22 protein-coding genes and 1 pseudogene are annotated in these 22,272 nt (G+C 59.6%); 9 read left to right on the top strand and 14 right to left on the bottom strand.

Annotated elements, in window-relative coordinates; all coding sequences use genetic code 11:
- Positions 1-9 precede the first annotated feature (9 nt).
- The 4 genes and pseudogenes from QTI20_RS11400 to QTI20_RS11385 all read right to left on the bottom strand — a co-directional run.
- A complete protein-coding gene (locus tag QTI20_RS11400; RefSeq protein WP_286556311.1) occupies positions 10-1,497 on the bottom strand; it encodes a CoA transferase in 1,488 nt (495 codons plus the stop codon).
- Between the two features lie 103 nt (positions 1,498-1,600).
- Positions 1,601-3,034, bottom strand: a complete 1,434-nt coding sequence (locus tag QTI20_RS11395; protein WP_286556310.1) for an NAD-dependent succinate-semialdehyde dehydrogenase — start codon at positions 3,032-3,034, stop codon at positions 1,601-1,603.
- A gap of 689 nt (positions 3,035-3,723) precedes the next feature.
- Positions 3,724-4,158, bottom strand: a complete 435-nt coding sequence (locus QTI20_RS11390; RefSeq protein ID WP_286556309.1) for a tautomerase family protein — start codon at positions 4,156-4,158, stop codon at positions 3,724-3,726.
- Positions 4,159-4,395: 237 nt separating this feature from the next.
- A pseudogene (locus QTI20_RS11385) lies at positions 4,396-4,656 on the bottom strand (hypothetical protein); the annotation flags it as partial.
- Here QTI20_RS11385 and QTI20_RS11380 point away from each other — a divergent pair.
- Positions 4,549-4,893: a hypothetical protein gene (locus tag QTI20_RS11380; RefSeq protein ID WP_286556308.1), complete on the top strand. Its 345-nt coding sequence runs from the start codon at positions 4,549-4,551 to the stop codon at positions 4,891-4,893. The pseudogene QTI20_RS11385 and the gene QTI20_RS11380 overlap by 108 nt on opposite strands.
- Positions 4,894-5,023: 130 nt before the next feature.
- Here the strand turns inward: QTI20_RS11380 and QTI20_RS11375 are convergent, their stop codons facing one another.
- From QTI20_RS11375 to QTI20_RS11350, 6 genes are all read right to left on the bottom strand, one after another.
- Positions 5,024-6,415, bottom strand: coding sequence for a relaxase family protein (locus QTI20_RS11375; protein WP_286556307.1), 1,392 nt, complete (start codon positions 6,413-6,415; stop codon positions 5,024-5,026).
- On the bottom strand, positions 6,412-6,867 hold the full coding sequence (gene mobC / locus QTI20_RS11370; protein WP_286556306.1) for a plasmid mobilization relaxosome protein MobC: 456 nt from the start codon (positions 6,865-6,867) through the stop codon (positions 6,412-6,414). The genes QTI20_RS11375 and mobC overlap by 4 nt, the downstream gene beginning before the upstream one ends.
- Positions 6,860-7,249, bottom strand: coding sequence for a hypothetical protein (locus QTI20_RS11365; protein ID WP_286556305.1), 390 nt, complete (start codon positions 7,247-7,249; stop codon positions 6,860-6,862). Before QTI20_RS11365 ends, mobC begins: the two co-directional genes overlap by 8 nt.
- Before the next feature lie 13 nt (positions 7,250-7,262).
- Positions 7,263-8,513 (bottom strand): ParB/RepB/Spo0J family partition protein, encoded by a 1,251-nt coding sequence (locus QTI20_RS11360; protein WP_286574199.1) that lies wholly within the window; start codon positions 8,511-8,513, stop codon positions 7,263-7,265.
- Positions 8,514-8,602: 89 nt separating this feature from the next.
- Positions 8,603-8,941, bottom strand: coding sequence for a helix-turn-helix transcriptional regulator (locus QTI20_RS11355; protein ID WP_286556302.1), 339 nt, complete (start codon positions 8,939-8,941; stop codon positions 8,603-8,605).
- A 645-nt stretch (positions 8,942-9,586) separates the two neighbouring features.
- Positions 9,587-9,937 carry an H-NS histone family protein gene (locus QTI20_RS11350; protein ID WP_286556300.1) on the bottom strand — a complete coding sequence of 117 codons (351 nt, stop codon included), beginning with the start codon at positions 9,935-9,937 and terminating at the stop codon, positions 9,587-9,589.
- Between the two features lie 375 nt (positions 9,938-10,312).
- Between QTI20_RS11350 and QTI20_RS11345 the strand changes: the two genes are divergently transcribed.
- Positions 10,313-10,864 (top strand): hypothetical protein, encoded by a 552-nt coding sequence (locus QTI20_RS11345; RefSeq protein WP_286574198.1) that lies wholly within the window; start codon positions 10,313-10,315, stop codon positions 10,862-10,864.
- Positions 10,865-10,962: 98 nt separating this feature from the next.
- Here the strand turns inward: QTI20_RS11345 and QTI20_RS11340 are convergent, their stop codons facing one another.
- Positions 10,963-11,373: a helix-turn-helix domain-containing protein gene (locus tag QTI20_RS11340; RefSeq protein WP_286556296.1), complete on the bottom strand. Its 411-nt coding sequence runs from the start codon at positions 11,371-11,373 to the stop codon at positions 10,963-10,965.
- 98 nt (positions 11,374-11,471) lie between these two features.
- Here QTI20_RS11340 and QTI20_RS11335 point away from each other — a divergent pair, with 98 nt between their 5' ends.
- From QTI20_RS11335 to QTI20_RS11320, 4 genes are all read left to right on the top strand, one after another.
- The gene (locus QTI20_RS11335) at positions 11,472-11,717 is read left to right on the top strand and encodes a helix-turn-helix domain-containing protein (RefSeq protein WP_286556294.1); all 246 of its coding nucleotides are present in this window, start codon (positions 11,472-11,474) and stop codon (positions 11,715-11,717) included.
- 352 nt (positions 11,718-12,069) lie between these two features.
- Positions 12,070-12,810, top strand: coding sequence for a hypothetical protein (locus tag QTI20_RS11330; protein WP_286556293.1), 741 nt, complete (start codon positions 12,070-12,072; stop codon positions 12,808-12,810).
- Positions 12,811-12,824: 14 nt separating this feature from the next.
- Positions 12,825-13,178, top strand: a complete 354-nt coding sequence (locus QTI20_RS11325; protein ID WP_286556292.1) for a hypothetical protein — start codon at positions 12,825-12,827, stop codon at positions 13,176-13,178.
- A 73-nt stretch (positions 13,179-13,251) separates the two neighbouring features.
- Complete coding sequence (locus tag QTI20_RS11320) at positions 13,252-13,632, top strand: hypothetical protein (protein WP_286556291.1); 381 nt, start codon at positions 13,252-13,254, stop codon at positions 13,630-13,632.
- A gap of 37 nt (positions 13,633-13,669) precedes the next feature.
- Here the strand turns inward: QTI20_RS11320 and QTI20_RS11315 are convergent, their stop codons facing one another.
- From QTI20_RS11315 to QTI20_RS11305, 3 genes are read right to left on the bottom strand one after another with little or no spacing between them, the layout of a single operon-like run.
- The gene (locus QTI20_RS11315) at positions 13,670-14,395 is read right to left on the bottom strand and encodes a hypothetical protein (protein WP_286556290.1); all 726 of its coding nucleotides are present in this window, start codon (positions 14,393-14,395) and stop codon (positions 13,670-13,672) included.
- Between the two features lie 15 nt (positions 14,396-14,410).
- Positions 14,411-15,532, bottom strand: coding sequence for an AAA family ATPase (locus QTI20_RS11310; RefSeq protein WP_286556288.1), 1,122 nt, complete (start codon positions 15,530-15,532; stop codon positions 14,411-14,413).
- The gene (locus tag QTI20_RS11305; RefSeq protein WP_286556287.1) at positions 15,529-16,023 is read right to left on the bottom strand and encodes a hypothetical protein; all 495 of its coding nucleotides are present in this window, start codon (positions 16,021-16,023) and stop codon (positions 15,529-15,531) included. The genes QTI20_RS11310 and QTI20_RS11305 overlap by 4 nt, the downstream gene beginning before the upstream one ends.
- 96 nt (positions 16,024-16,119) lie before the next feature.
- On the opposite strand from QTI20_RS11305, the gene QTI20_RS11300 reads away from it, so the two are divergent.
- From QTI20_RS11300 to QTI20_RS11290, 3 genes are all read left to right on the top strand, one after another.
- On the top strand, positions 16,120-16,359 hold the full coding sequence (locus QTI20_RS11300) for a helix-turn-helix domain-containing protein (protein ID WP_353507304.1): 240 nt from the start codon (positions 16,120-16,122) through the stop codon (positions 16,357-16,359).
- Between the two features lie 478 nt (positions 16,360-16,837).
- Positions 16,838-18,607 (top strand): hypothetical protein, encoded by a 1,770-nt coding sequence (locus QTI20_RS11295; protein ID WP_286556284.1) that lies wholly within the window; start codon positions 16,838-16,840, stop codon positions 18,605-18,607.
- Positions 18,591-22,256, top strand: a complete 3,666-nt coding sequence (locus QTI20_RS11290) for an AAA family ATPase (RefSeq protein WP_286556282.1) — start codon at positions 18,591-18,593, stop codon at positions 22,254-22,256. Before QTI20_RS11295 ends, QTI20_RS11290 begins: the two co-directional genes overlap by 17 nt.
- The last annotated feature ends 16 nt before the right edge of the window (positions 22,257-22,272 follow it).

The following is a 22,272-nucleotide window of genomic DNA, read 5'->3' as shown; positions in this document are numbered from 1 at the left end:
GTATTTGCACTACAGCCAGGCCGGGCGCCACGAGCCGATGGGCGTCAGCGGATGTCTGTAGCTGCCGGGGGTTCTGCTCATCTCCACCATCTCCGACACCCCGGTGTAGGTGCCCATGGGCGTATCGACGGTGAAAGGTTCGGGATCGGGATAGAGGTGTCCCTCGCCGGAGCCAGCCACGGCCTTTGCGAAGGCGCGATCGAAGATGCCCATCTCGGGCAGCCACAGGGCGACTCGCCCCAGCGAGACTTTGACGCGATAGCTTCCGCCCTCCACAGATCGCCGATACAAGGCGGCCATCGCGCCGGTAGCGGCCAGCCAGGCGGTCGGGTAGTCGCAGATCACCACGTGCGGCGGGTGCGCAGGTTTATCGTCCGGGCTCTCGATGTTGTTGAGGCCCCAGGCGAGGCCGGCCGAGATGTCGAATCCGGTTCGATTCGACCACGGGCCCGTTTCTCCCGCGTAGAAGACGTCGACATCGATGATGTTCGGATTGCACCGCCGCAGATCGGCGTTCGACAAGCCGAATCTCTCGCGCCATCCTTGCCGATGGTTGTTGAAGTAGATATCGGCCTGCGAAAGCAGTTGATAGAGTTGTTCGCGCTGCTTGTCGTCCTGCAATTCGAGGTGGGCGTTTCTCACCCCAACATGCGAGGTGAAGTGGAACAGGTCCAACTCCGCAGTTTGCGAACGAATGATGTTCAGGACGTCCGCGCCGTGCAGTGCTAGGCTCCGCCCGATCGCCGGCCCCGCAATGACGTGCGAAGTGCCCAGGGCTCGGACGCCGTCCAGCGGCGTCTTCGCTCCGGGCTTGAACGGGATCGGATCGCCGTCGGCGACCTTCTCGATCTCGATCAGCGGCATAAGTCCGACCGACTGCGAGAATGCATCCAGCTCGACCACCTCCTCAATCGGCCGGCCAAGTGCCATGACGATGCCGGCCTCATTGGCGGCGCGTTCCAGTGCCTCGCCGTCCCACCGGCTTATGGCCTCGGCAATCGACGCCGGATCGCTTGCCTTCAACAAAGACATCGCCCTCTGTCGCACGGAGGGGTAGATGTTCAGCGGCATCACCCACTTGTTGTCCTTGGTTTTATGCATGATGGGCTGCGCATAGAACGGGTTGTAGGGATCCTGCTTGCCTGGGAAGCCATTGACGAGTTCCCACTTCTTGTCCCAGAACGGCGTGAATCGTCGAAACGCCTTGGGCACGTCGACGTGGATGTCCTGACTCTCACCGCTGCGCTCGCGCCAGATCTTCGCCACCATCACTGCCTTCGCGGCCAGGCTGATGGCGGACATGGCGCCAAATGGGAGCCGGCTGTTAACTATCGGGTCGGCGCCAGAGAACGTCAGCCGCCCGCCGATGTCTTCTTCCGAGGCGCTGCAGAGAGCCAGCACCGAACGCAAATGCTCGTGCAGGTCGATGCTGCAATCCTTCAGCGGATTCTCGAGATTGCCGAGAATCTTGTTCCGTAGGTCGTGGGCGGCGGTCATGGTATGTCCTTCGGGCGGCACGTGTGTCCGGTCGCCAATTCAAAGTTGGAAATAGGTGAGGGAGAGCCAATGCGTGATTTGCCGCCTCTGGTGGTGGCAGTATTCACGCACCCACCTGAGTGACGAACTTGATGTTGAGGTAGGACTCGATCGCCTCGCTCCCCCCTTCGGAACCAAAGCCTGAATCTTTCACGCCGCCGAACGGCACTTCCGGGAAAACCAGGCCGAAATGGTTGATGGCGACCATCCCGCTCTCGATATTTTTGGACAGCTCAGTGGCCGTCTTCAACGAGCGCGTGAAGCAGTAGGCCGCCAAGCCATAAGGCAGGCGGTTGGCTTCGGCGATCGCCGCATCCAGCGTCTTGAAGGTGGTAATCGCCGCCAGCGGGCCGAATGGCTCGTTGTTCATCACGTCGGCCTCGAACGGCACGTCCACCAGCACGGTAGGTTCAAAGAAGTTACCCTTGCCGCCGATGCGGTTGCCACCGAGGGCCACGCGCGCGCCAGCTTGGCGTGCGTTGGCGACAAGCGAGGTCATTGCGTCAAGGCGGCGCGGGTTGGCCAGCGGCCCCATCATGGTTCCCTCGGCTAGGCCGTCGCCTACCTTGACGGAGCCTGCGGCGGCCGTAAACGCTTCCACAAAGGCGGCATGCGCGGCTTCCTGCACTAGGAAGCGGGTGGGCGATACACACACCTGTCCGGCGTTGCGGAACTTGAAACCCGCCAGCGTCTTTGCGGCCGTGACGATGTCGGCATCGTCGCAGACGATCACCGGCGCATGGCCGCCCAGCTCCATGGTGACGCGCTTCATGTGTAGTCCGGCCAGCGCGGCCAGCTGTTTACCCACTGGAGTGGAGCCGGTGAAGGTGACTTTGCGGATAACGGGGTGCGGAATCAAGTATGAGGAGATTTCAGCGGGAACACCAAATACCAGATTAAGAACGCCGGCGGGAAGGCCTGCATCGGCATAGCAACGCACCAACTCAGCGCAGCTAGCCGGCGTTTCTTCTGGCCCTTTGAGGATGACGGAACAGCCGGCCGCAAGGGCTGCGGAGATCTTGCGCACCGCCTGGTTGATGGGGAGGTTCCACGGAGTAAAGGCAGCGACCGGCCCGACCGGCTCGCGAAGCGACATCTGGGTCACGCCTTCTGAGCGCGCCGGGATGACCCGGCCGTAGGTTCGACGCGCCTCCTCGGCGAACCATTCCATGATGTCGGCCCCAGCCAAGGCTTCCGTTCTGGCCTCGTTTAGTGGCTTGCCCTGCTCCTGGGTCATCAACCGGGCGATGTCATTAGCGCGGCTCCGGATGATGCCGGCGGCGCGACGTAGCAGCTGGCTGCGCTCGAAGGCCGAGACCCTGCGCCAAGTCTTGAATCCTCGGTCGGCCGCGTCAAGTGCGCGGTCCAAGTCTTCGCGCGAAGCGTGGGCGAGCTGCGCCAACACCGAGCCGGTTGCTGGGTTATGAATCGGCAGCGTTCGGCCATCGCTTGCTCCAGTCCACTGTCCATCTATGAAGAGAGATACGTCGCTATACATGGTAGAAGTCCAATAAATGAATGAATGAAGGGAGAGGGAGAACTGTCGGGAAGCATCCAGATGGAAGTTCTCACTAAACACGCGCAATCCGCTAACGCGCACAAACACCCAGAGACCACGAGCACGAGTCGCTCGCATCTCGAAATACGGATCGCACCGATAAACCCAAGAATGTTGCAGAGAAGCGAGTCAATCCGGCATTTGCAATGGCGGACTAAGCTTTTTCTGCGCGCAGGTTACGCCGCATTTCATTGAAAAGTGAGCTATTCAACACCTGAACCCCAGCACTTATGCGCCAGATTCAGTACTTTCCATTTTTCGATTCATATCGAGACGCATAATTTTCAAGCTTCCATTTCTGCTCACCCTTACGGATCCGCATACCGGGGGGGAGGGGCGAATTCCATCAATTAGCCCTAGCTCACGGAGCGTTTCGCCCACGTGCAACTCGTAGTTGTAGCCTCGACCTTGTACAAACGGCTTGATCGCTTCATTCATCCTGCCGCAGCCACGATTCGGTCCAGGCCTTGTCGCGGGAGATGTGCCCGCCGAACTGTTCCAGCCAGCACTTCGCTCGTTTCAGGGGGTGTAAAGCGGCAGCATACGGCCATCAGCGACGCTGAACCACTGCCCATCGATGAAAAGCAATGCGTCCTTGTAGATTGCAAATCCGTGCGACGAGGGTTCGGTCAACCTTCTTCCGGCTCGAAGGGCGATGCACGGTTCTCGAGCCTCCATCTCTTTTCCGCGACGGTGTCTGGCTTAGGCGGGTGAATACCATCGATCAGCCAAAGCTCGCGTGGAGTCTCGCCAACATGCAACTCGTAGTTGTAGCCTCGGCGTTGCACAAAGGGCTCGATCGCTTCGTTCATCTTTCGAAGAAAGGACTCCGTCCAGACCGCGTCCTTCGAGATGTGGCGCGCAAAGATATCCACCCTGAGTCTCACGAAGTTGTCGCGCTGCTCCGCTCCCATATAGAACGAATCCTTCGGGATTTCCTGAAATAGGACGCCGACGTAGAACTTGGGAATGGCACTATGGGCATCCTTAATGCGCGTGGCCATCTCCTGCTTGTCTTCGGCAGTGTAAGCACCGACCGGGTGATAAATGTTCCATAAAGGCATATTTGCTCCAGATTACGTTAATGAACAACTTAGTATCTCAAGTTAACCCTGTGCCAGTAAAAAAACAGCAATCACTTCTGGCCAGAATTTCACCAGCAGCAAGAACGCGTCCAGCTTCGCGAAGCTGCGCGCTCCGCTTAGGTGAAAAATAATTATGTATTCATTGTTAACACTGATGGGATCTTACATTGGGTTTGATTGAATTTGTAATTCGGGTTTTCCCTTGATGGATAAGGTTTACTGCATGCTCAGCGGAATTTTCCCGCCCCCTAACCCGGCGCTACGCATCACTGCGTGCAGAGCATCGCCCAGCGCGCCCTTGAGCGGGTTTTGACCCAGACGCCCGTCCATCTTCATGTGACCTATCGCTGGCTAGATGGCACTTAGTCGATGGATCATGGCTTTGAGCATTCGGGTGACGCCCCGTTTCTGACCCGCGCGCAGGATTCGAACTCCTTCGATTTCCACGCACTGGTGGCCCTTGTCCACGATGGCAATGACCAGCTTGCGCTCGACCAGCGATGGCTGCCATTGACCGCGTCGGTCGAGGTGCTGGACGTCTCGTCGTTCTTCACGTTGGTCAACTGCTGGGCAGCGCCCGGTGCGGCGCCCGACCTGCCGCCGCTGTCGCCTGCCGCAATGTTGCTCATACCCAGTGCCACCGCACCATTTCCGTTTGCTACAAAGACGTCGTCTTCCAACTTGGTGCCGGTTCGCACAACGCCGACAACATAGTGCAGGCCAACAGCCTGTTGCATGAGCAGGATCGCGACGTGTTCGCCGACGGGGCTACCAGGGTACAGCTGAACGCGCTGACACCGGAGCCGGCGTGAACTGTCCACCTCTGCATCGGTCCCAAATCGGATCACTCGTTGTCGCGGTGATCTGCCTTCCTGTGTCGAGCTAGCCCCAAGGTGATTTCGCCTAAGGCTTTTCTGGCACGCGCTGCCCTGCTTCGCCCGACAAGGCCTGCTGCAAAGACTCGAACCGCGTCTCCAAGTTTCTCAAGCCTCCCCGCAAGTCGTCCAATCTCTCCTCGAATCCGTTCTCCAAGGTCTCGACGAACTCGCTCTCCAAATCCTTCAGCGACTGCTGAAATAGCTGACTCAAGATCTTGCTCACGTTTGGCCTTTCGGGATGGTGAAGGCTGTTTCAGGAAAGCCGTCCAGGCCTTCAAATTGTGGTTCCGGACCATAGCTTCGTCAGACTCCGTCACCTTCGTTGCCTCCTGGAAAGCTGCCTCCTGGTCCTTCGGGATTTCCGCTGCCAGCGTCAATGCCAAGTCGATCGGCGGCAGATCCATCGTCTCAGCCTGCGAGATGAACATCTTCTTCGACGCGCGCTTTCGCGGCGCCAGGTAGCGGTCGTAGTTCCGGAGTGCACGCCGTCGCACTGCAGCTTCAAACAGAACCCTGGCCGCCGCTTCTCCGACCGGGTCCTTGTCCGCTGCCTGATCGGCCGACGTGCGCACCTGACGCGGCATTGGCGCGAGCGCCGGAAGCATCGATGGCTCGAAATCCCTATTGAAGATGAGCCCTCTGAGTCGGATGGGCTTGCTGAATTGCGGAAGGCGAACGGAAACATAGTCCTTTCCATTCGTCCTGTTCACCTCGTACGTCTTTGCCAGCGCTGCGACCAGGCCAGCACGATCCTTGATCGCGCCCTGCCGAGCGAGCACAAGCATCTCCTTCTGAATCCTGTTCGCGGCATCTGACTCAGAGCCGGGCTTCGGAGGCGAAACAGCGATCGAGCCGTGCTTTGGGTAGAAAGGAACGATTGGGCGCGCCAACATTGGGTCCTTCGGGCTGGCCCAGCCCCAGCGCGCGTTGTGCATGTCACGAAAAGGGTAGTAGCTGTGTTCCCATTTCGGCGGTGCGACATTGAAGTGCAAGCCCGTGACCAGGTCGACATTCGAGAGAAGAACGTGGATGTCGACTTTGTCTGCCTTGCGATGAAGGTAGACGCAGTAGCAAAACCGGCTGGGGTCCATCCCCGCGAAAGCAAGCTTCTTCAGGTCACCGAGAACTTCTTCGAGTTGCTCATCGGTTGGCGCGTCCCCTCGCGACCAGCTCATAACGCAGCTCTGGAAGGCGTGCGCGAACGAAAGCGTCGACGACACCCTCACGAATTCCTCTGGTGAACCTTCCAGGAGCCTGATCTCGTCTCGCTCCTCGTTGTTCGGATCGCTCTCTCCAGAGCAGTACGCGAGTGCTACCGCCGGGTCGCCGGTTTTCTGCTTGAGGAACTTGATGATCACGGCGGCTCTCCGCCGGGCGTGTCAGTGTCCGAGGCGTTCGGGGCGAAGGTATAGCTCTCGCGCAGGTACTCGAAGTGACCGTCGATCATGAGCAGCAGGAAGTGGATGAAGGCGAGATCTGCCGCCCTGCCCTGGTGCCGGCAGAAGTGAAGTCCTTTGGCGATCTGGTTCAGCAGATTTCCAAGCCGCGCCAGTTGCCTGATGAGTTCAGGATCGGCTGCAGGCCTCGCCGGATCGGTTGCCGGTTTGTTGAGCTTCTTGGGCTGCTTCTTCTTGGTGACAGGCAGCAGTGTGAGCGGGAAATTCTCTTTAGCTTGGCGGATCCATTGCCGCAGGAGCGCTCCCCTGCTTTGGCCACGGGCCAAGGCCTTCAGCTCGGCGCTGTCAGCGTCAGTGAGCTTGAAGCTCTCCTGACGCATGGGAAGGTTTTGCGCGTCGAGGTCCTCAGACATCGGAGCGCTCCGTCTTCAGCAGCGTGCGTGCGTCAGCACGACCGATGCTGAAGTCGATGGGAGGAGCAGGAGGGTTCGAAGGGAGGCGGAACGCCTCCCTCGCCAGCCGCGTCATGCCTGAACTGCGAAGCGGTTCGGGTATGACGCGTAAGCTGGCTGTGTTCAGCTGAGCTGATGGGACAGGAAGTTGGCCCCCCACCTCCTGGATCAGGATTCCGCATTCGAGAAGGAAGTCGAAGTCGAGATTCGACTGCGAACCCACCCCGCCGCCGGGATGGGTTGCGCAGTGGAACCAGACCACGGCGCGCGGCGCATCTTCCAACCCGCCCCCCAGGCGGGGCAGAAGACGCGAGATCGATGTGGGTGACGGCGAAGTGGTCATGGTGTTGTGCCTCTCAATCGCTGATCAAGTCTTGATCGTCCCCATCCCCATCCGTACCATCGACGTCCTCGACATCGACATCCGAACTGATGTCTGTGCCGAATGCTCTCGGCTCGAGAAACTCCGAGAGATGTTGGAGCAAGTCGATGCAGTGCTGGCGCGTCAGACCCATTTGAGATTGCAGGTCGATGCGAATCGCTCCCGTCTCAAAACGCGTCATGGTGCCAACGATCGGACCGTTCCCCAGCGCCACTGGCCATTCCGTAGACGGTCTAATAGCGGAGGAGGCTTCCGTCCGAACCTGATGGCTCAGCAACGGCCGGCTGCTCGACGGTGGCACCGCCTCAGGTTCCGCATCCTTGTCCATCCTCCCCTGCACATGCGAGGGTGCATCGGTGGAAGTCGCGTGCTCCGGCTCCTTGTCCGAGTGAGCCAAGGATTTGGCCATCGCGTCCGGAGCAGGTTCGCCAAGCTCCGACGCCGTAGCAGCGACCGCTGCTTCCGGCTTCGCGGCACCTGCCGTCATAAGCTTGTCTTTCGGAATTCCGGTGAGCTCTTCGTAGACTTCCAAGGCACTCATTTTTTTGACGAGAGTTGCTTGTCGCTTGGCCAGTCGTCGCGCGCAAGCCAGCACCTTCTTCTCGTCGGCCTTCAGCGCATCGGTCAGTTCCTTGGCAAACCGATGCTGGAGATCGTCGGGCGACGCAAATGCCGCGATGACGATGTCTGGCAGCCTGGCGAGCTTGATCGCGTTGCTCACGTCAGAGGGAGCGACACCGAGTTCGCGAGCCAGTTCGGCCTGGTTGATGAAGAGCTTGGCCTCGAGGTACTTCACAAAACTGCGCCCGGCCTCGAGGCCCGACAGCGATTTCCGGCCGGCGTTCGACATCGACATGTGCCGCGTCACCTCCAAGGCGGAGAGTCCCTTCACGAGAACCACATTCAGCTTGAGGCTCAACTCCTTGCACACCTCCCACACTCGGTGTCCGCTGATCAGGACATAGATGTCTTGGTTAGGGTCCTGGGGATCGGGCTCCACTGACACGACGGCCGGCGTGACGTTGCCGCCGGTCAAGGCAACGAGGCTTCGGAGTTCCAGATAGAACCGGTCGCTCGGGTCGCTGGGCATGCGGTTCGAGTAAGGGGACAGGACGACGGCATGAGCATCGAGCTGCGTGAACGTGCCCGCGATGGAGCCCAGAGGAGAGACATCCGAGAGAACGGCGAGCGAGATGGATTTATCTTTTTTCATGATTTCTTTCAAGAATTTGTGCGTTGATCTTTATTTCGAGAATGCAGCGGCTTCTCCCGACATTTCGGGAGAGATCAAAACGGGGAATTCCGCTGGTTGGGCTAGCGGTTGGCGACTAGGCTGGCGATGAGCAGGCGAATTTCTTCTCTGCTCATCCCACGCGACCAAGCACGCTGCACGGCGAGCACTTCAGACTCGATGAAACAGGAGCAACGTCCAACCTTGATGTGGGGTGGAAAGGTCATCTCGCGGATGCTGTCGTACAGAAAGGTTTTCTTGAAACCTGTCCGTACGATTACCTCGGGCATTCGGAGGTATTTCATGGGGGCCTTTTCGCTCCCTCTCTCGAGCGGCGGCTTGGGAAAGGTATCCGAAATCCCTGCTGGACTCGGCGGGGTGTCCGCCTGGGTGCGGATGTTCGCAGTCACGCGAACTTTCATGGGTGGACCGTTGTGCGGACCGTGGGTTTGATGTACCGTTGGCATAGCCAAACTCCTCTTCAGGTTTCTTGGTTGCCTTGGAAGACCAGAGTGAGCTGTCCATGTGTTCAACAGGAGGTCAGCGGTTCCAGTCATCCAAAGCGCGATTTGCTTCGCCGAAAGGCCTTTCCTTGAAGTTGCAGCTTCTTGGGGAGGTCTTTTCGTTTCTGCACATTCAATGTACAGCCCATTTCGGGCGCAAATCGTCAAAAAGCCGAGCGCAATCCGTTTTTAAAACGCGATTTCCCGCCTCTTTGCCAGAACGCTCATTTTTTTGATGCCAACAGGAGCAAAGTCAGCCGTACAAGCATTTAGTTTGTGCTAAAGAGAGAACTTACTAACGCTGCGCTTCGTTCAACGCATGCGGAGAATCAGCTATGTTGCACCGCACGCCAACAATCCCAAGAAGGGGTGACGGGCGACAGCATCAAAGAACTGCAGTCCCCTTGGGTGGGGGACAAAGCCGAACCCGCAGCGAGCACGACGCCGCTTCAAGTACTGATTGAAAAATTCCGGACGTCCGAGCCAGCGTCCGGTCTGGTGCAGTTTTTATGGAACCATGTTGGCCACATTACCGGCGACCAATGATTTCAGGTGACGGGCAGGCTACTTGATTTCGAACTCGGTCAGAGCTTTTCCGGCGGCCAACGCTTCTGTTACCCAGCGCGGCTTGCGACCACGCCCCCCGGACCATTCTTCACCGTTCGCACTGCGATACTTCGGCGCTGCTTTCGCCGCACTTTTCGAACCGGATGCCCTTTTTGTGGCCTTGATCGATGAGCCCAGCCTCAGGTCGCCGGCGGTCAAGCCGTATTCGTAAATCTTGGCCTTGAGTTCCTCAATCACCCCTGCGCGTTCAAGGTTGCGCAGTTCATCCGCCTGCTTTTTGAGCGCATCGGCTTGCTGCTGAAGCTCTTGGATCTGCGCGTTGAGGGCCGAGAGAGATTTCGTTGCCATTGGTTTACCTTTGAGATGCAAAACCAAACCTTAACCTAAACGGTGAAGAAATCAACCATTTAGCAGAATTACGTCGTGTCCTGCCGGAGAACGATGCGGGGTATCCATGGCGGCCGGCAATACGACAAGGACTACTTCAACCTCTTCAAGACCGAACGGTAATGGGGCGCCCTAACGATAGAACCTTGTCAACCAGTTGCCCGACGTCTGCGTTGTCGAGGTAGCGCGCATCCGTGCGTCGCTTTTTCAATGCCTGATCCTGTTCAGGTGCTCTTTTTCAAGTCAGGCCATCCGCCGTTTAACGGGTGTTTCGCGAGTTTCAAAGTTTCAGCGCCCTGCTGAAGCTGGCTCGTGCCTGGCTAAAAAGGAAGCACCATGAAAATCAGTTCGCATCGAATCCAACAGCTCTCGAGCCAAATCACGGTCACCTATCTCGGATGGCTCAGCAATGCTTCGGGATGGACTCTTGCCGAAGCCGCAACCACGGGATGCTTTGGCGTCGGCTTGGAGTGGGACACGATGATCGATGCCCGTGGCGTCGTCGGCGATGTCGACGTAGAGATCATCGAGACCTCAGGCACCCGCGCCAAGCCCGCCAGCAACGACAGAGCCTCGGGCATTAAGGGCTATCTGCCGGACATTTCACTTGCAAGCACAACCAGTTCGGCTGCGAAGCTGGACGAACTCCTGAAGCGCTGGGGCGTTGCCTTGCCCGTTGAGCAACCGGGTCTGGACGACGACGACGACCCATGGGGTCGTATCGAACGCTTCAAAATCCTCATTGTGAGCTCACCGACTCTGTGGCCAACAGTGCGGGACTCGCTCTTCGAGCGCATGGACGATGATTTCAGCGCCGCGATCGATGACATCGCGGAAGGCTGGCTTCAGGAGGTGCACGCCAAGATGATTGCTTACCTGCTCGACTGAGAGAGGCCCGGAGGTGCTTGGCCTTGGCCCTGGGCCTAGCACCTCGGAATGCATCTCGAAGACCATCGAAGTCAATCAAGGGAGCGCGGCGCGCTACCTCATCCCTGCTTCTTCGCGTCGTCTTTCCCGCGGCGCGGTGGAGCGGCCTTTTTCGTGCTGGCAGGCGGGCGACGCTCCTGTCTAGGCATCGCGGTGGGCGTGGCCGACAAGAGCGCTCCCATCGCGGCCTTGCGCACGGCGCTGGGCGCCTTTCGAAAGTGCTCCAACAGGTCTCGCTCCTCGGCCGTGAATTGAATCGGCTCAGCCCCCTCCTCGCTTCCGGTCAGGATGAAGAGGACGTTCAAGCCCACCGCCGCGATGGCGGCGAGGTAGTCGGCATCGGGCCGACGCGCATCCGTCTCGTAGAGAAACTGTGACTTGCGCGTGGTTCCGCCGATCTCGGCGAGATCTGACTGGTTGTATTCCAACCGTTCGCGCTGATCGCGTAGCCTGGAACCGATTGAACTCATAAATATACCTTGCCAATGGGTTCATTCGTACCCACAATCCGACTCAGCGCAGCGACTTTCTGCTGCGACCTCAACAAGTTGAGTTGGAGCGTACCACCATGCACCCAGAGCAGATCAAGGCGGCCATCCGCATGGCAGGTACCACGCCTGCAGCTGTCGCGGACGAATTGCTGGTCTCGAGATCCATGGTCTCCCACGTGATCAGCGGCGCCGCTAAATCGGCTCGCATCGCAGCGCGCATCGCCGAGATCACCGGCCTGACCGTCTCCACGCTCTGGCCCCCTAAACCAGCCAAACCGACGCTTCGCCGGCCCAACGCCTCAGGCACAGGGCGAGCGTCATGAGCAAGCACATCCTGCGTCGACGCTTCGGCACATCGGTGCGTGGCTGGCGAATCTCACAGGCCATCAGATGGTCGAAATGCCGAATGCGGAAGGGGTCCGCTTGACGGGCCCTTGATGCGAGGGATGCCGACGATGGGCTGTTGATTCAGCGAGTCCGGCCGAGCTCTCCCAGTTTGTTCAATTTTGTCGCAAAGGACAGCAGTGGCGCCAGCCATGGCTGGGGGAGAAGTGCACCCACGTCGGCTAGGCGCGGAATGCATTCCCATCTCCACCTTCGCGAATGCGTGGAAGCCGTCAGCGCAAATGGTTTCGTTGCCGGCCAGGTTTGTTCATGACTTTCGATCGGAAATCTATGGCTTCGATTCTTGGTTTTTCTTGGAGTGTTCCGCGTGCTCACGTCGCTGTAGCTACAGCGCTGCTGGGCTGCGCCGTCTGGTCGCTGCCGGCCGCAGCGCAGTTGGGTGCCGACGATGTGGCCGGGATTCGACTGGGCGCCTCGCCCGCCGAAATCGAGGCGGCGCTCAAGGCCATCGACCCGCGCTTCAAGTTCTTGACGGTCTACTACGCGGACGGGAACGGCAAGGCCAGCGCCTCGGTGGCAGCCATTAAGGCGGCCGTACAAGTTGGGACGGACCTGAAGGGCATCGACTGGAAGCGCAATGGCTTCGCCGTGTACTTCGGGGCGCAGGGCAAGGCCTATGCCATCTATCGGCAAGTCTTCAACGCGGGCGGCATTTCGATCCCGCAGACGCTGGCGGACCTGACGAAGAAATACGGCCCCAGCACGGGCTACTACCCCGAGATCTACGTGCGCAACACCGATGCCGCCGGCAAAGCCACAGCCAGCTGCGGTGGCTCGGGCTTCGGCTGGCAAGGAGGGCCTGGCGGCTTCGACGTGAAATGCGGCCAGGCGCTGAAAGTGCAGTTCGACCCCAAAGGCCCGGGTGTAGCGGCGAGCTTCCAAACATGGCTCCTCGATCACCGCCTCGCGCAAGAGGCGATCCAGGCTCTGCAGGCGAAGCAGCAGGCGGCCGCGCAGGAAGCCACGCGCAGACAGCAGGACGCGGTCCGCGGCAACCGCCCGGCAATCTGAGTGGGACGAACGCCATGAAAACCACGCACATGCTCTCGCTCCGCCTCGCAGTCACCGCCCTTTTTTTGTCGATCGCGGCCTTGCTTGGAGGTTGCAGCAGCGAACCTTCTGCCGGTGACCTCGAGAAGGCCGTGGCTGCCAACGCATCCCAAGGCGCCGAACAGATGGAGCGGCTCTCGCGGGGGTCGTCCAAAAGCTTCATGCCCCAGGTCCACAGCGTCAAGAAGCTGGGCTGCCGCCAAGACACGGGAGCGGCGTGGCTCTGCGACATCGAGCTCGATGTGACGCCACCGCAAGGGGTGCGCGGCAAGGTCCCGACCGCCATGCGCTTCATCAAGGGATCCGAAGGCTGGACCGCCTCGCGCTGAACTTCCGGCACCACACGTTGCTCGCGGCGCTGCGGCGTAGCGCCCACGTCAATCCAACAAGGACATACAGACCATGAACGCGACGTTTTCCGGCGCAGTGCTCGCACTGCTCACTTTCCTGGCCACTACGGCCACCACCGCGGCTCTTGCGCAGTCGACGCCCCTGACGTATGCGCAGGTGGTCACCGAGGCTCGAAGGATCGAAGGCCTTGAGGGCAGCGAGCACGTCATCTCAAAGGACCTCCTGTTCAAGCGTGTGCGCCTGGATCTCCACTCCTACAGTGCGGGCAGCGACGCCATGTACGTCACCAAGCGCGATGAGATCAGCTTCGTGTGCTCCCCCGCCCAGTCCAAATTCGTCGGCGGGTGGGTCGACGCTCAGATCGACAAGCATGCGCCGGGTGCGGAAGGTAGCCACTTCTTCACGCTGTCGGATTGCCAGCCTGTGGAGTAGCCCAGCCGAACGAAAGGGGCGGAAGTCGGGCTGCTGATCAATGGCGAACCTTCAACCCTTCGCCGATGAGCCGCCAGCCCTCAGCCCAACGCACGAACTGCGCAGGCAGCATCTGGGCCTTGCCCTCTGCATTCGCATTAGGACTTGCCACTGCCGTGTTGATGAAGCTGGCGCGTAGCAGTGGCGGGATCTGGCTTTTGACGATCGGCCTTCCCACTGCCTTCAGGAACCTCACGGACTGGCCCAGCTCCCAGATTTCGTGCTGCAGCAGCGCGGGAGCCACGCATTTCGTGCACTGGGTGACGCTTTCCTCCTCACCGATCAACCGCACCCGTGCCAGCCTGCCGCAGTCCTTGCAGATGGTGCGTGCTCTTCCCCGTGCCTTGCGCCAGATTCCAGCGAGAACGTCGTCGGCACAATGGCCATCCCTCGCCGAGAAGCACAACTCCGTGTTCGTGCTGAAGACGCGCATCGTGGCGATGCACCGCCGCCGTTCAGGGCTCCCACCAGCCACGGCAAGCATCTTGCCGATCGATCGAGCAGCAAGCTTGCGCCAGCCCGTCGAAATGCTGTCCAGGTGCATCACCATGAAGGTACCGGCTGGGTGGACAGCATCCATCCAGTCCAGGTCGACGTGTCGGTCATCGGCGCCCTCCTCGTCCGCGAAACTTTCGGCGATGCGATGTTCCGAATCGGGTTCAAAGAGCGATGCTGAAGCCTCGGTCCAGCTTGTTGAGGCCCAGGGGTGAAGTGAAGCGTGCATGGAAATCCTCGAGGGTTAGAAAAAGCCAGGGCCCCGCCGGGGCGGTTCAGCTGGCGTGAAATCGGTGACGCGCAATGTCGGGCGTTGCTCGAGGGCGGCCAGGCCGAGGGCGTTCTGCAGCACACGCGTCAGCTCTCTGGGCGTGCTGCTCGCCAGCAGGTCTGCGACGTCGTCGGGCAGCTCGGCCACGAAATGGCGGCCCCAGGCTTGCTCTCGAACCATGCCGGCGTAGACCTTGCGCGCGATTGCGCGCCCCTCGTTGGAGGTAGGCGCTGCGATGCTGAAGATCTGGCATCGGCTGGCGATCGCCGCAGGCAGCCGCCGCACGTCGTTCGTGGTGCAGATCCAGCGCACGTAGCTCAAGTTCAGCGGCAACTTGATGCCGTCGTCGATGAAGCGCTTCGCGGTCGAGGGCTCCAGCAGCGAATACAACGGGCCGATCGGATCGTGGTTTCGGTCGCTGGGCACCTTGTCGATTTCGTCAAGGAGCACGAGCGGATCCACGGCACGGCCGAGAGCCACTGTCCGAACAAGAAGCCCCGGCCCACCGCCCTGAAACTTGGGATCCATTCCACCGAGATCGAAGGGACCGGTCGCATGCCCAAGCTGGAGCGTGAGCAGTGGCACGTCGAGGGCGTGCGCCAATGCCGTGGCAAAAGCAGTCTTACCTACCCCGGGAGGCCCATCAAGGATTAGCGGCGGCAACAACAGAGGGCTGCATGGCTCCAACAAAGCCAATGCGGTGCGCCCCACCAGGAACGTGACCACCTCCCGGAAATTTGGGAACCCATCAGCCAAATGCGCCAGCGCTTCGAGGAGAGGTGGCTGCGAAAGGGCCCGCTCCACGGGTTCTTCTTGCAGGTCTGAAAGGAACGACTCCACCGCTGGGTTGTCGCTTCCCTTTCCTCTTGCTTGTGCGAGCGCGCGCTCGAGCTCTCGGCCATCGCAGATGCGCATGCTGAAGTGATCGGTCCATGGCAGGTTGAGTTGCGTCCGATCGGGCTGCAACGTCGCCAATAGTGCAGTGGCCGCTGCGCGCTCGTGCTCCTTGGAAGCCTCGCGCGCCAGCGCCAGCACGCACGCGGCGAGATCTCGCTTGTCCGGGCTGGCCCGGCCCAGTTTGCGTCGCGCACTCACTGGATCACCGCCGCGGGACCACGGGGCTTGAGAGCTCGCAGCCGCAGGTAGTAACCCTCCCGAAGCGCGATCTCTGCGTCCGAATGGCGGCGCCGGCCCTGACGTGCGAAGCTTGCCCGATGCGCGAACTCGATGCCCACCTCCGCTTCCCGGCGCTTGCGAACCAAGTACGGTTGAAGGGCTTCGAGCAGTTCTCTAGCTCGCGTGCAGCGGTATGTCAGTCCATAGACGGGGCTGCGCGCCGTCCCTGTACCGCCGAACACGTAGATGCTGCTCTTGATTCCGAGCACATTCTTGAAGTGCTCGAGGGTGACCAGGCAGTTCTGGGTGATTGTCACCTCGAGGCTGTAAACGGGATTGGCATCCCCGCCGGGGTCGCGCCTGGCGATGCGGATGCAGCCCTCACCGTCGACGAAACCCGCCGCCCATGCGAGCGCCGCTCCGTTGCACGGCACCGGCACATTCAACCCAAACACTAGCTTGCTGCCCATAATAGTCTCCTTACCGATCAACATGATCAGCTTGTTGATACTTTAGCAGATCAAAAGCATCAACTACATGACTATTTCGTTTAGCTTGTTGCATACATGCAACGCCGTCAAATGATTCGAATACACCTTTCGAGGCTCATGGGCGAAAACAAAGAGAAACTCGCCGACCTGATCCGTTCTACTGGCCTAGCTCGAAACACGGTAGCTGCCCTGTATCGCGAATCAACCACGCGCCTCGATCTCGACACTTTGAATGCGATTTGTCGCCATTACGGCTGCACTATTGCGGAGCTCTTGGAGTACATACCCGATACCCCGCCGAGCAAAGAAGTTTGATTCCACGACGACCAAGTCAGAAGTTAGGGCCGGCAAAAGTGCCGGGCGCGAGTCGTAACATACTGGCGTAGCGTTCTCCCAGGCGCTGAGCCAGACGTCAGCATTCAGCCGCGGATTCAACCGGTCGACACAACACATTCGCTGAACTTCTCAGCGGGCGTGCGGAAGCCGAGCGCCTTGCCCTTGCACATGTCCGCTTTGCAGCGGTTGCGGTCGTTTGCGGATCGCCGGCGAAGGATTGCTCTCGCTGCAGAGCGGCTCTAGCCACTCGTGGCCGCATTGTCCGGTATTGGCAGCGTCGGCAGCCGACATGTCGGGCTTGATCGCGCGTTGCGTTCTACAGAGGCGGACTCCGCGAAGATGCGTATAAGCCGACATACAGTTGGAGCTATGACCAATCAAAAAAGAAAGTCGAGGTCGGCCGGCCGCTTCGGCTGCGCCGTGCGGAGAGCCGCACGTTCGAGACGAGGGAGGCAAAGTGATCGCCGTCAATGAAATCGATCTTGAGCCGCTGGGCGTGACTTTCCCAGCGGGAGGTGTGGCGATGGTGCTCGCCCAGCCATTTCTTGATCTCCTGCCGACACCGCCGTTCGCGTGCCAAGCTGCATCGAGAGAGCGACTCTTGGCATGTGTTGACGCTACCCTGGCGATAGCGCGCCAACGTCCTCACGGCGAAGACAAGACACACTTCACGGTATTTCCCGAGTACACGATTCCGGGCCTAGAAGGCATCGCGAAGATTGACGGCGCGATGGCGGACGCGGCGTGGCCGTCTCGGACAGTTGTGCTTGGCGGCATCGAGGGGATGACGCCCGCGCAATTCCGTGAGCTAGTCGCACAAGGGGATGTTTGCTTCGACAGTCAAGCCAACCGACTAGAGCGTCTGCTGGATGAACATTGGGTGAACTGCTCGGTGACGTGGGTCAAGACCGATTCTGGCGTGAAGAAGTGGGTGCAGCCCAAGATCTCGCCTGCTTGGCCCGAACGGGCGGTTGAGTCCAATGGGATGTACGGCGGGAAGTCGATCTACCTCTTCAAGGGGAAGTTCGACAACGGTGCGACCTATCGATTTCATTCGCTGCTTTGCTTTGATTGGATTGGCGATACTGGGGGCAAACGGGTCTGGGAATGGGTGCACGCGAGCATGGATAGGGCAGCGCAGCTAGTTGGCGCCTCATTTGAACTGACATGGGTCTTCTTGATGCAGTGCAACGACGCGCCAAGCCACCCGTCGTTCATGGCCCAGGTTCAGAACTTCTTCGACCAAAACAGATACGCGTCCGCCAGCCGCGAGCGATCCTGCTTGGTGATGGCCAACGTCGCGGGCAAGGCTTCACCGGGCCGAGTGACGGACTACGGTACATCGGCCGTGATTCACGCACCGCAGCAGTTCGCTCGCTCGGGATGCGTTCCAACTTTTAGTGACGGCGGGCCCTCCTACCGCGCAGGGGACCCACTGGCGAACTTTGGCGATGCCGTCTTTCGTGAGAGTGGGGCATGCATCCACTCTTTCGTCAAAAGCGACGCTCGCCATGCGGCTCCGGGCGTCGCGGGGCGACAGGCCGCCCTTAGGCATGCGACCGTTCATCCCTTTACCGGAATAGACTGCCCCAGGACGGCAGGCATGGTGCCCGCGGTGATCAAGTGGCTTCATGACGAGCTTGACGACGACCACAGCCTGGCGACGAAGCATCCGAAGTTCGCACTGGCTGACGAATCAAAGCCGGCGAGTTCTGGGACGACTGATGCAGTGCGAAAGCTTCAGATCGCGGAGGCCGAACGATCAGTGCGTCTCGCGGCTGTGGAGAACGAGCGATCCGCGGATAAATGGAGCTCCACCGAGTCGGCCGCGGTAGACCACCTGCACCAGACCATGTCGATCGTCACTCTGGCCGGCTATGCCGGCGAGATTCACGGAAGGCTTGCTCACGCTACAGTGCGAGGCGAAGAGCCTTTCGACGTTGTGGCGGTCAGGGGACGCACCCATGAAGCAACAGACAGGCACATCGCGGATGGCAACATTCACTCGAAGGTACCGCTGCTTATCATTTCTCGCGACAGCGAGAACACCGAGTGGGATCGAGAAGAGCGAACAATCTTTGATGATCCGGAGCGCAGGCCGGAAGTGAACATCACTGACCCTGGTAGTGCAACGCGACGGGTCAGCTACCAGACTGTGCTCAAGGCGTATAGCCAGTCAAAGACTGTAGAAGACCTCCGGGAGAAACTCGATGCCGTATTCAACTGATAGCGAAACTCTCGCAAAGCTGTCCGGTAGTTTGCGAAGCGCTTTGGCGAACGCCAAGGTGTCGGAGGTTTCGGTCGACGATGACTTGGCGCCGCTGTTGATCGTCGAAGCAGGGCACTTGGTCGTGGCGTTCGCACTAGGAGAAGGTGAGGCCGAGTACGACATCCTCTACCCGGCGTTCAAGAAGCACTTCAAGACCAAGGTCATGGACTGGAACACGAAGGACGTCTCCTTCGTGTACTGCCTGCCGCCAACGCACGCACCCACTGACGAGTTCTGTTCGAAGGTGGAGGTCGACGTCTACTTCTGCCGAAAGTTCGTAGTTCAGCTTAGCGACGAGATCGGCGCCAGCCTGGTGAGGCTTCCCTTCCTTCCGCTCGCTCCTGTCACAGGCCAAACGCTTCGCCCCCCGTCTGCGCAGACGTTTCTCCAAGATCTCGGCGTCAAGGCCGATCTGGCCAAATTCGTGGTTGTTCCAGGCAGCAGAAGCGCCGCGGCCATCGTGACTGATGCGCTGGCGGGTAAGTATGGTGAGCCAACACTGAGCGCTGAGCCGAAGGCCCGGGCCGCGTCAGCAACTGGAACTCTCCCGACTGCAAGGAGGCAGTCAGTCCTAAAGTCGATCGCGATCGAGAACTTCAGAGCGTATCGAACCAAGCGTGAGTTTGAACTGGGCTCGGCCGTGACGGTGCTCTATGGCCCGAACGGGTTCGGGAAGACGTCGTTCTTTGACGCATTGGACTTTGCAGCAACTGGAGGCATCGGGCGACTGGCGCTCGGAGCAGGCGCCACTCCGTTGCTGAAGGCCGCGAGACACCTAGATAGCGTGGACGGCGACAAGACTTCCGTGACGCTGACGTTCCTAAAGGACGGGGAACCTCAGTCGATGACGCGTGACCTTAGCGATGCAGCCAAGGCGACACTGAATGGAAAGAAGGGTGTTGACCGCAAGGAGATTCTTGCCTTCTTGACGGGAGGCGAGACACCTCAAGCTGATCGCGTTGACAACATGGTCTCGCTCTTTCGTGCAACACACCTCTTCAGTCAGGAGAATCAGCAACTCACTCGAGGCTTTGCAGACAAATGCGAGGTCGATGGCGATCTCGTGTCCAAGATGCTGGCTTTTGAGGACTACGTTGCCGGCGCGAAAAAAGCATCTGATGTAGCGGAAGTCCTGCGCCAGAGCATAAATCAGGCGCGTGGCCAGATCATTGACTTGAACACAAGGACAGAAGCTGACTCTCGAGAACTGGAGCGCTTGAGTGGGTTGGCTTCGTCCGCGGCTGATGCCAGTGCGATCGAGTCGTCGCTCGCTGCGATCGTCTCAGGCGCCCGCAAAATTGGCGTCGTGGAGGCCATCGAAGGAAATCTTGAATCCCTCAAAGGCCTACGCCTTCAGCTAGAAGAGCGTTCGAAGTTGCTAGAGACGCGCCATGCGCGATTGCGATCGTCCTCCGGGCTAGCTTCGGCGCGCCGTAGCGCGACTGAGGAGCTAGTGCGAGCACAGGGGCAGGCAACCGAACTTGATCAAGCCGCTCTGGCAGCAGCTGAAGAGTATGCGAAGACAATTCCTGCCCTCGAAGAAGCTCACGCCAAAAGCCAACGCGTAGTCAGCGAGTCCGGGACGGCTGATGGGCGTCTGACTTCGATCGCTTGGGTCATTGAATCGAAGCCGAGGTTTGATCAGCTCACGGAGCAATCCCAAGTTGCACGCGGCGAACTTGAAGGCGTTCGTAAAGACAAGACGCTGTCAGACGAGGCCGCCGTCAGCGCCGTTGCTGGTGAGAAGGCTGCGATAGGGGCACTTCAGTCGGCTCGGCGCGCAGCGGAGGTGGCCACGGCAAGCATTGAGCCATTAATGCAGGCCCTGCGTCGGGCGAGCGAGGTCCGCGAACTCCGTCCCGCGCTCGCAAAGGTCCGAGAACGGATTGCTGCATGCAATGACGCCATCGCAAGACACATGCAGCAAGGACAGCAGTCGCGACAGGCCGCGAATGACTTAGAAATTCGGATTGGCCGAGCTGAACGAGCACTCTCTCAAATTCAAGGTCGAGAGTCGGCTGTAAAAGCACTAGTCGCGGAACTGCGGCGTCACGTTTCATCAGGTACATGTCTTCTTTGTGCTCATGACCACGGGTCTATGGAGGCGCTGCTGGCAGCGATCGACGCGAAAACTCCGCAGAGTGCTGGGTTGGCTGAGGTCACTGCGCAACTGGCCAACGAACGAGAAGCTCACCAGGTAGCTAAGGCGCGGGCGGCAGAGGAATCTTCGAAGTTGCAGGCGGCTCAGTCGGAGCTTTCGCAAGCAACCAAGGAGCGCGACCGCATCGTACAGATCGCAGCGACGTTTGCTCAGCACGCCTCTGGGCTAGGCGCGCCGTTTCTCGAGGATGGAAGTGATGCGAATGCTGACAACAGCGTAGAAGACCGGCTCAAGGTACTTGTGGCTGAAGCGACAGCACGGCGTGACCAGCTCGCGATAGAGGCGCGTCGCGTCGAGGAACAGCACAGAGCGGCTCAGGACGTACAGGTCGCCGCGGGCACTCGAAAGAACCAAGCTGACGCTGCCGTCGCACGTCTGGAAGGCTCGATTCAGCTATCGGAATCCACCCTCAAACAACTTGCCTCGGATCCGAGGACGGCTCAGGCAAGTCTTTCCAGTACCACGGAAGAGCTCAACGAGCTGCTGTCAAAAGAGCGAAGCAAGTCCGAAGAGTTGAAGCAGCAGATCACAGTCGCCTTGCAAGAGCTTGCCTTAGCTCAGGCCGCGGAGCGTCAGTCAGATGCGCGCGCTAAAGCTGCTCGAGAAGCTGCTAACAAGGCTGCCGCGCGCCGCGCCGAGCTCGATGCTAGGCTGAAAGAGTTCGGTCAGTCGCTGATTGCTTTGGGCCTGTCTGCGGACGCCAAGGACAGTGACATGATAGGGGCCACCACGCAGGCCTTTGAAGCGATGGGCTATGCCAAGAATCTGCGAGACAAGACTCAAGCACTGGAGGTGGCGTTGGATGCTGTGGCGACAGCTGCGGCTATGCAGAGCATCAAGGCCCGCGTGGATGACGGGAAGTCAAAGGTCGCACAGGCCAACGAGGCAATCGCAGTTCGCCAGCCATGGGAAGCCTATTTCAACCAGATGGCGAAGTTGTTGACCGAGCTGCAGAAAACTGCGACCCGGCATTTCACTAGCGATTATGGTCCTCGCACTGCGGTGATTCAACGACGCCTGCGGCCCGTCTACGGCTTCGGAGAGATTGAAGTGTCGAGCAGGGGCTCGAACATTGCAGTGCACGTCAAGAGAAACGGAGAGTCACATCGACCTAGCGACTTCTTCAGCCAATCGCAGGTTCAGACGCTTCTGCTTGGACTGTTCCTGACGGCCTGCAGCTCACAGACTTGGTCCGGGTTCTCGTCCATCATGATGGATGACCCGGTAACCCACTTCGACGATCTGAATACATACGCTCTATTGGATCTGCTTTCGGGGCTACTTCACTCGTCGGACGGGGACAGGCAGTTTGTCATTTCGACTTGCGATGAGAAGCTGTTGCAGCTCGCGCGGCAGAAGTTCCGACACCTTGGTTCAGAGGCAAAGTTCTATCGTTTCTCTGCCATCGGCTCGGACGGCCCGATGGTTTCGGAGATTCCAGCCTGAGGATCGTGACCCCAAG

The organism is Variovorax sp. J2P1-31 (assembly GCF_030317215.1).
Lineage (GTDB): Bacteria > Pseudomonadota > Gammaproteobacteria > Burkholderiales > Burkholderiaceae_C > Variovorax.
This window is presented reverse-complemented; position numbering and strand designations above follow the sequence as displayed.

Excerpts from the sequence above, each read along its gene's own strand:
- QTI20_RS11400 (WP_286556311.1), bottom strand. The coding sequence starts at position 1,497 with ATGACCGCCGCCCACGACCTACGGAACAAGATTCTCGGCAATCTCGAG.
- QTI20_RS11325 (WP_286556292.1), top strand. The coding sequence starts at position 12,825 with ATGAAAACCACGCACATGCTCTCGCTCCGCCTCGCAGTCACCGCCCTT.
- QTI20_RS11345 (WP_286574198.1), top strand. The coding sequence starts at position 10,313 with ATGAAAATCAGTTCGCATCGAATCCAACAGCTCTCGAGCCAAATCACG.
- QTI20_RS11350 (WP_286556300.1), bottom strand. The coding sequence starts at position 9,937 with ATGGCAACGAAATCTCTCTCGGCCCTCAACGCGCAGATCCAAGAGCTT.
- QTI20_RS11315 (WP_286556290.1), bottom strand. The coding sequence starts at position 14,395 with ATGCACGCTTCACTTCACCCCTGGGCCTCAACAAGCTGGACCGAGGCT.
- QTI20_RS11365 (WP_286556305.1), bottom strand. The coding sequence starts at position 7,249 with ATGACCACTTCGCCGTCACCCACATCGATCTCGCGTCTTCTGCCCCGC.
- QTI20_RS11395 (WP_286556310.1), bottom strand. The coding sequence starts at position 3,034 with ATGTATAGCGACGTATCTCTCTTCATAGATGGACAGTGGACTGGAGCA.
- QTI20_RS11305 (WP_286556287.1), bottom strand. The coding sequence starts at position 16,023 with ATGGGCAGCAAGCTAGTGTTTGGGTTGAATGTGCCGGTGCCGTGCAAC.
- QTI20_RS11335 (WP_286556294.1), top strand. The coding sequence starts at position 11,472 with ATGCACCCAGAGCAGATCAAGGCGGCCATCCGCATGGCAGGTACCACG.
- QTI20_RS11390 (WP_286556309.1), bottom strand. The coding sequence starts at position 4,158 with ATGCCTTTATGGAACATTTATCACCCGGTCGGTGCTTACACTGCCGAA.
- QTI20_RS11330 (WP_286556293.1), top strand. The coding sequence starts at position 12,070 with ATGGCTTCGATTCTTGGTTTTTCTTGGAGTGTTCCGCGTGCTCACGTC.
- mobC (WP_286556306.1), bottom strand. The coding sequence starts at position 6,867 with ATGTCTGAGGACCTCGACGCGCAAAACCTTCCCATGCGTCAGGAGAGC.
- QTI20_RS11320 (WP_286556291.1), top strand. The coding sequence starts at position 13,252 with ATGAACGCGACGTTTTCCGGCGCAGTGCTCGCACTGCTCACTTTCCTG.
- QTI20_RS11340 (WP_286556296.1), bottom strand. The coding sequence starts at position 11,373 with ATGAGTTCAATCGGTTCCAGGCTACGCGATCAGCGCGAACGGTTGGAA.
- QTI20_RS11300 (WP_353507304.1), top strand. The coding sequence starts at position 16,120 with ATGCAACGCCGTCAAATGATTCGAATACACCTTTCGAGGCTCATGGGC.
- QTI20_RS11380 (WP_286556308.1), top strand. The coding sequence starts at position 4,549 with ATGGATCATGGCTTTGAGCATTCGGGTGACGCCCCGTTTCTGACCCGC.
- QTI20_RS11355 (WP_286556302.1), bottom strand. The coding sequence starts at position 8,941 with ATGAAAGTTCGCGTGACTGCGAACATCCGCACCCAGGCGGACACCCCG.
- QTI20_RS11290 (WP_286556282.1), top strand. The coding sequence starts at position 18,591 with ATGCCGTATTCAACTGATAGCGAAACTCTCGCAAAGCTGTCCGGTAGT.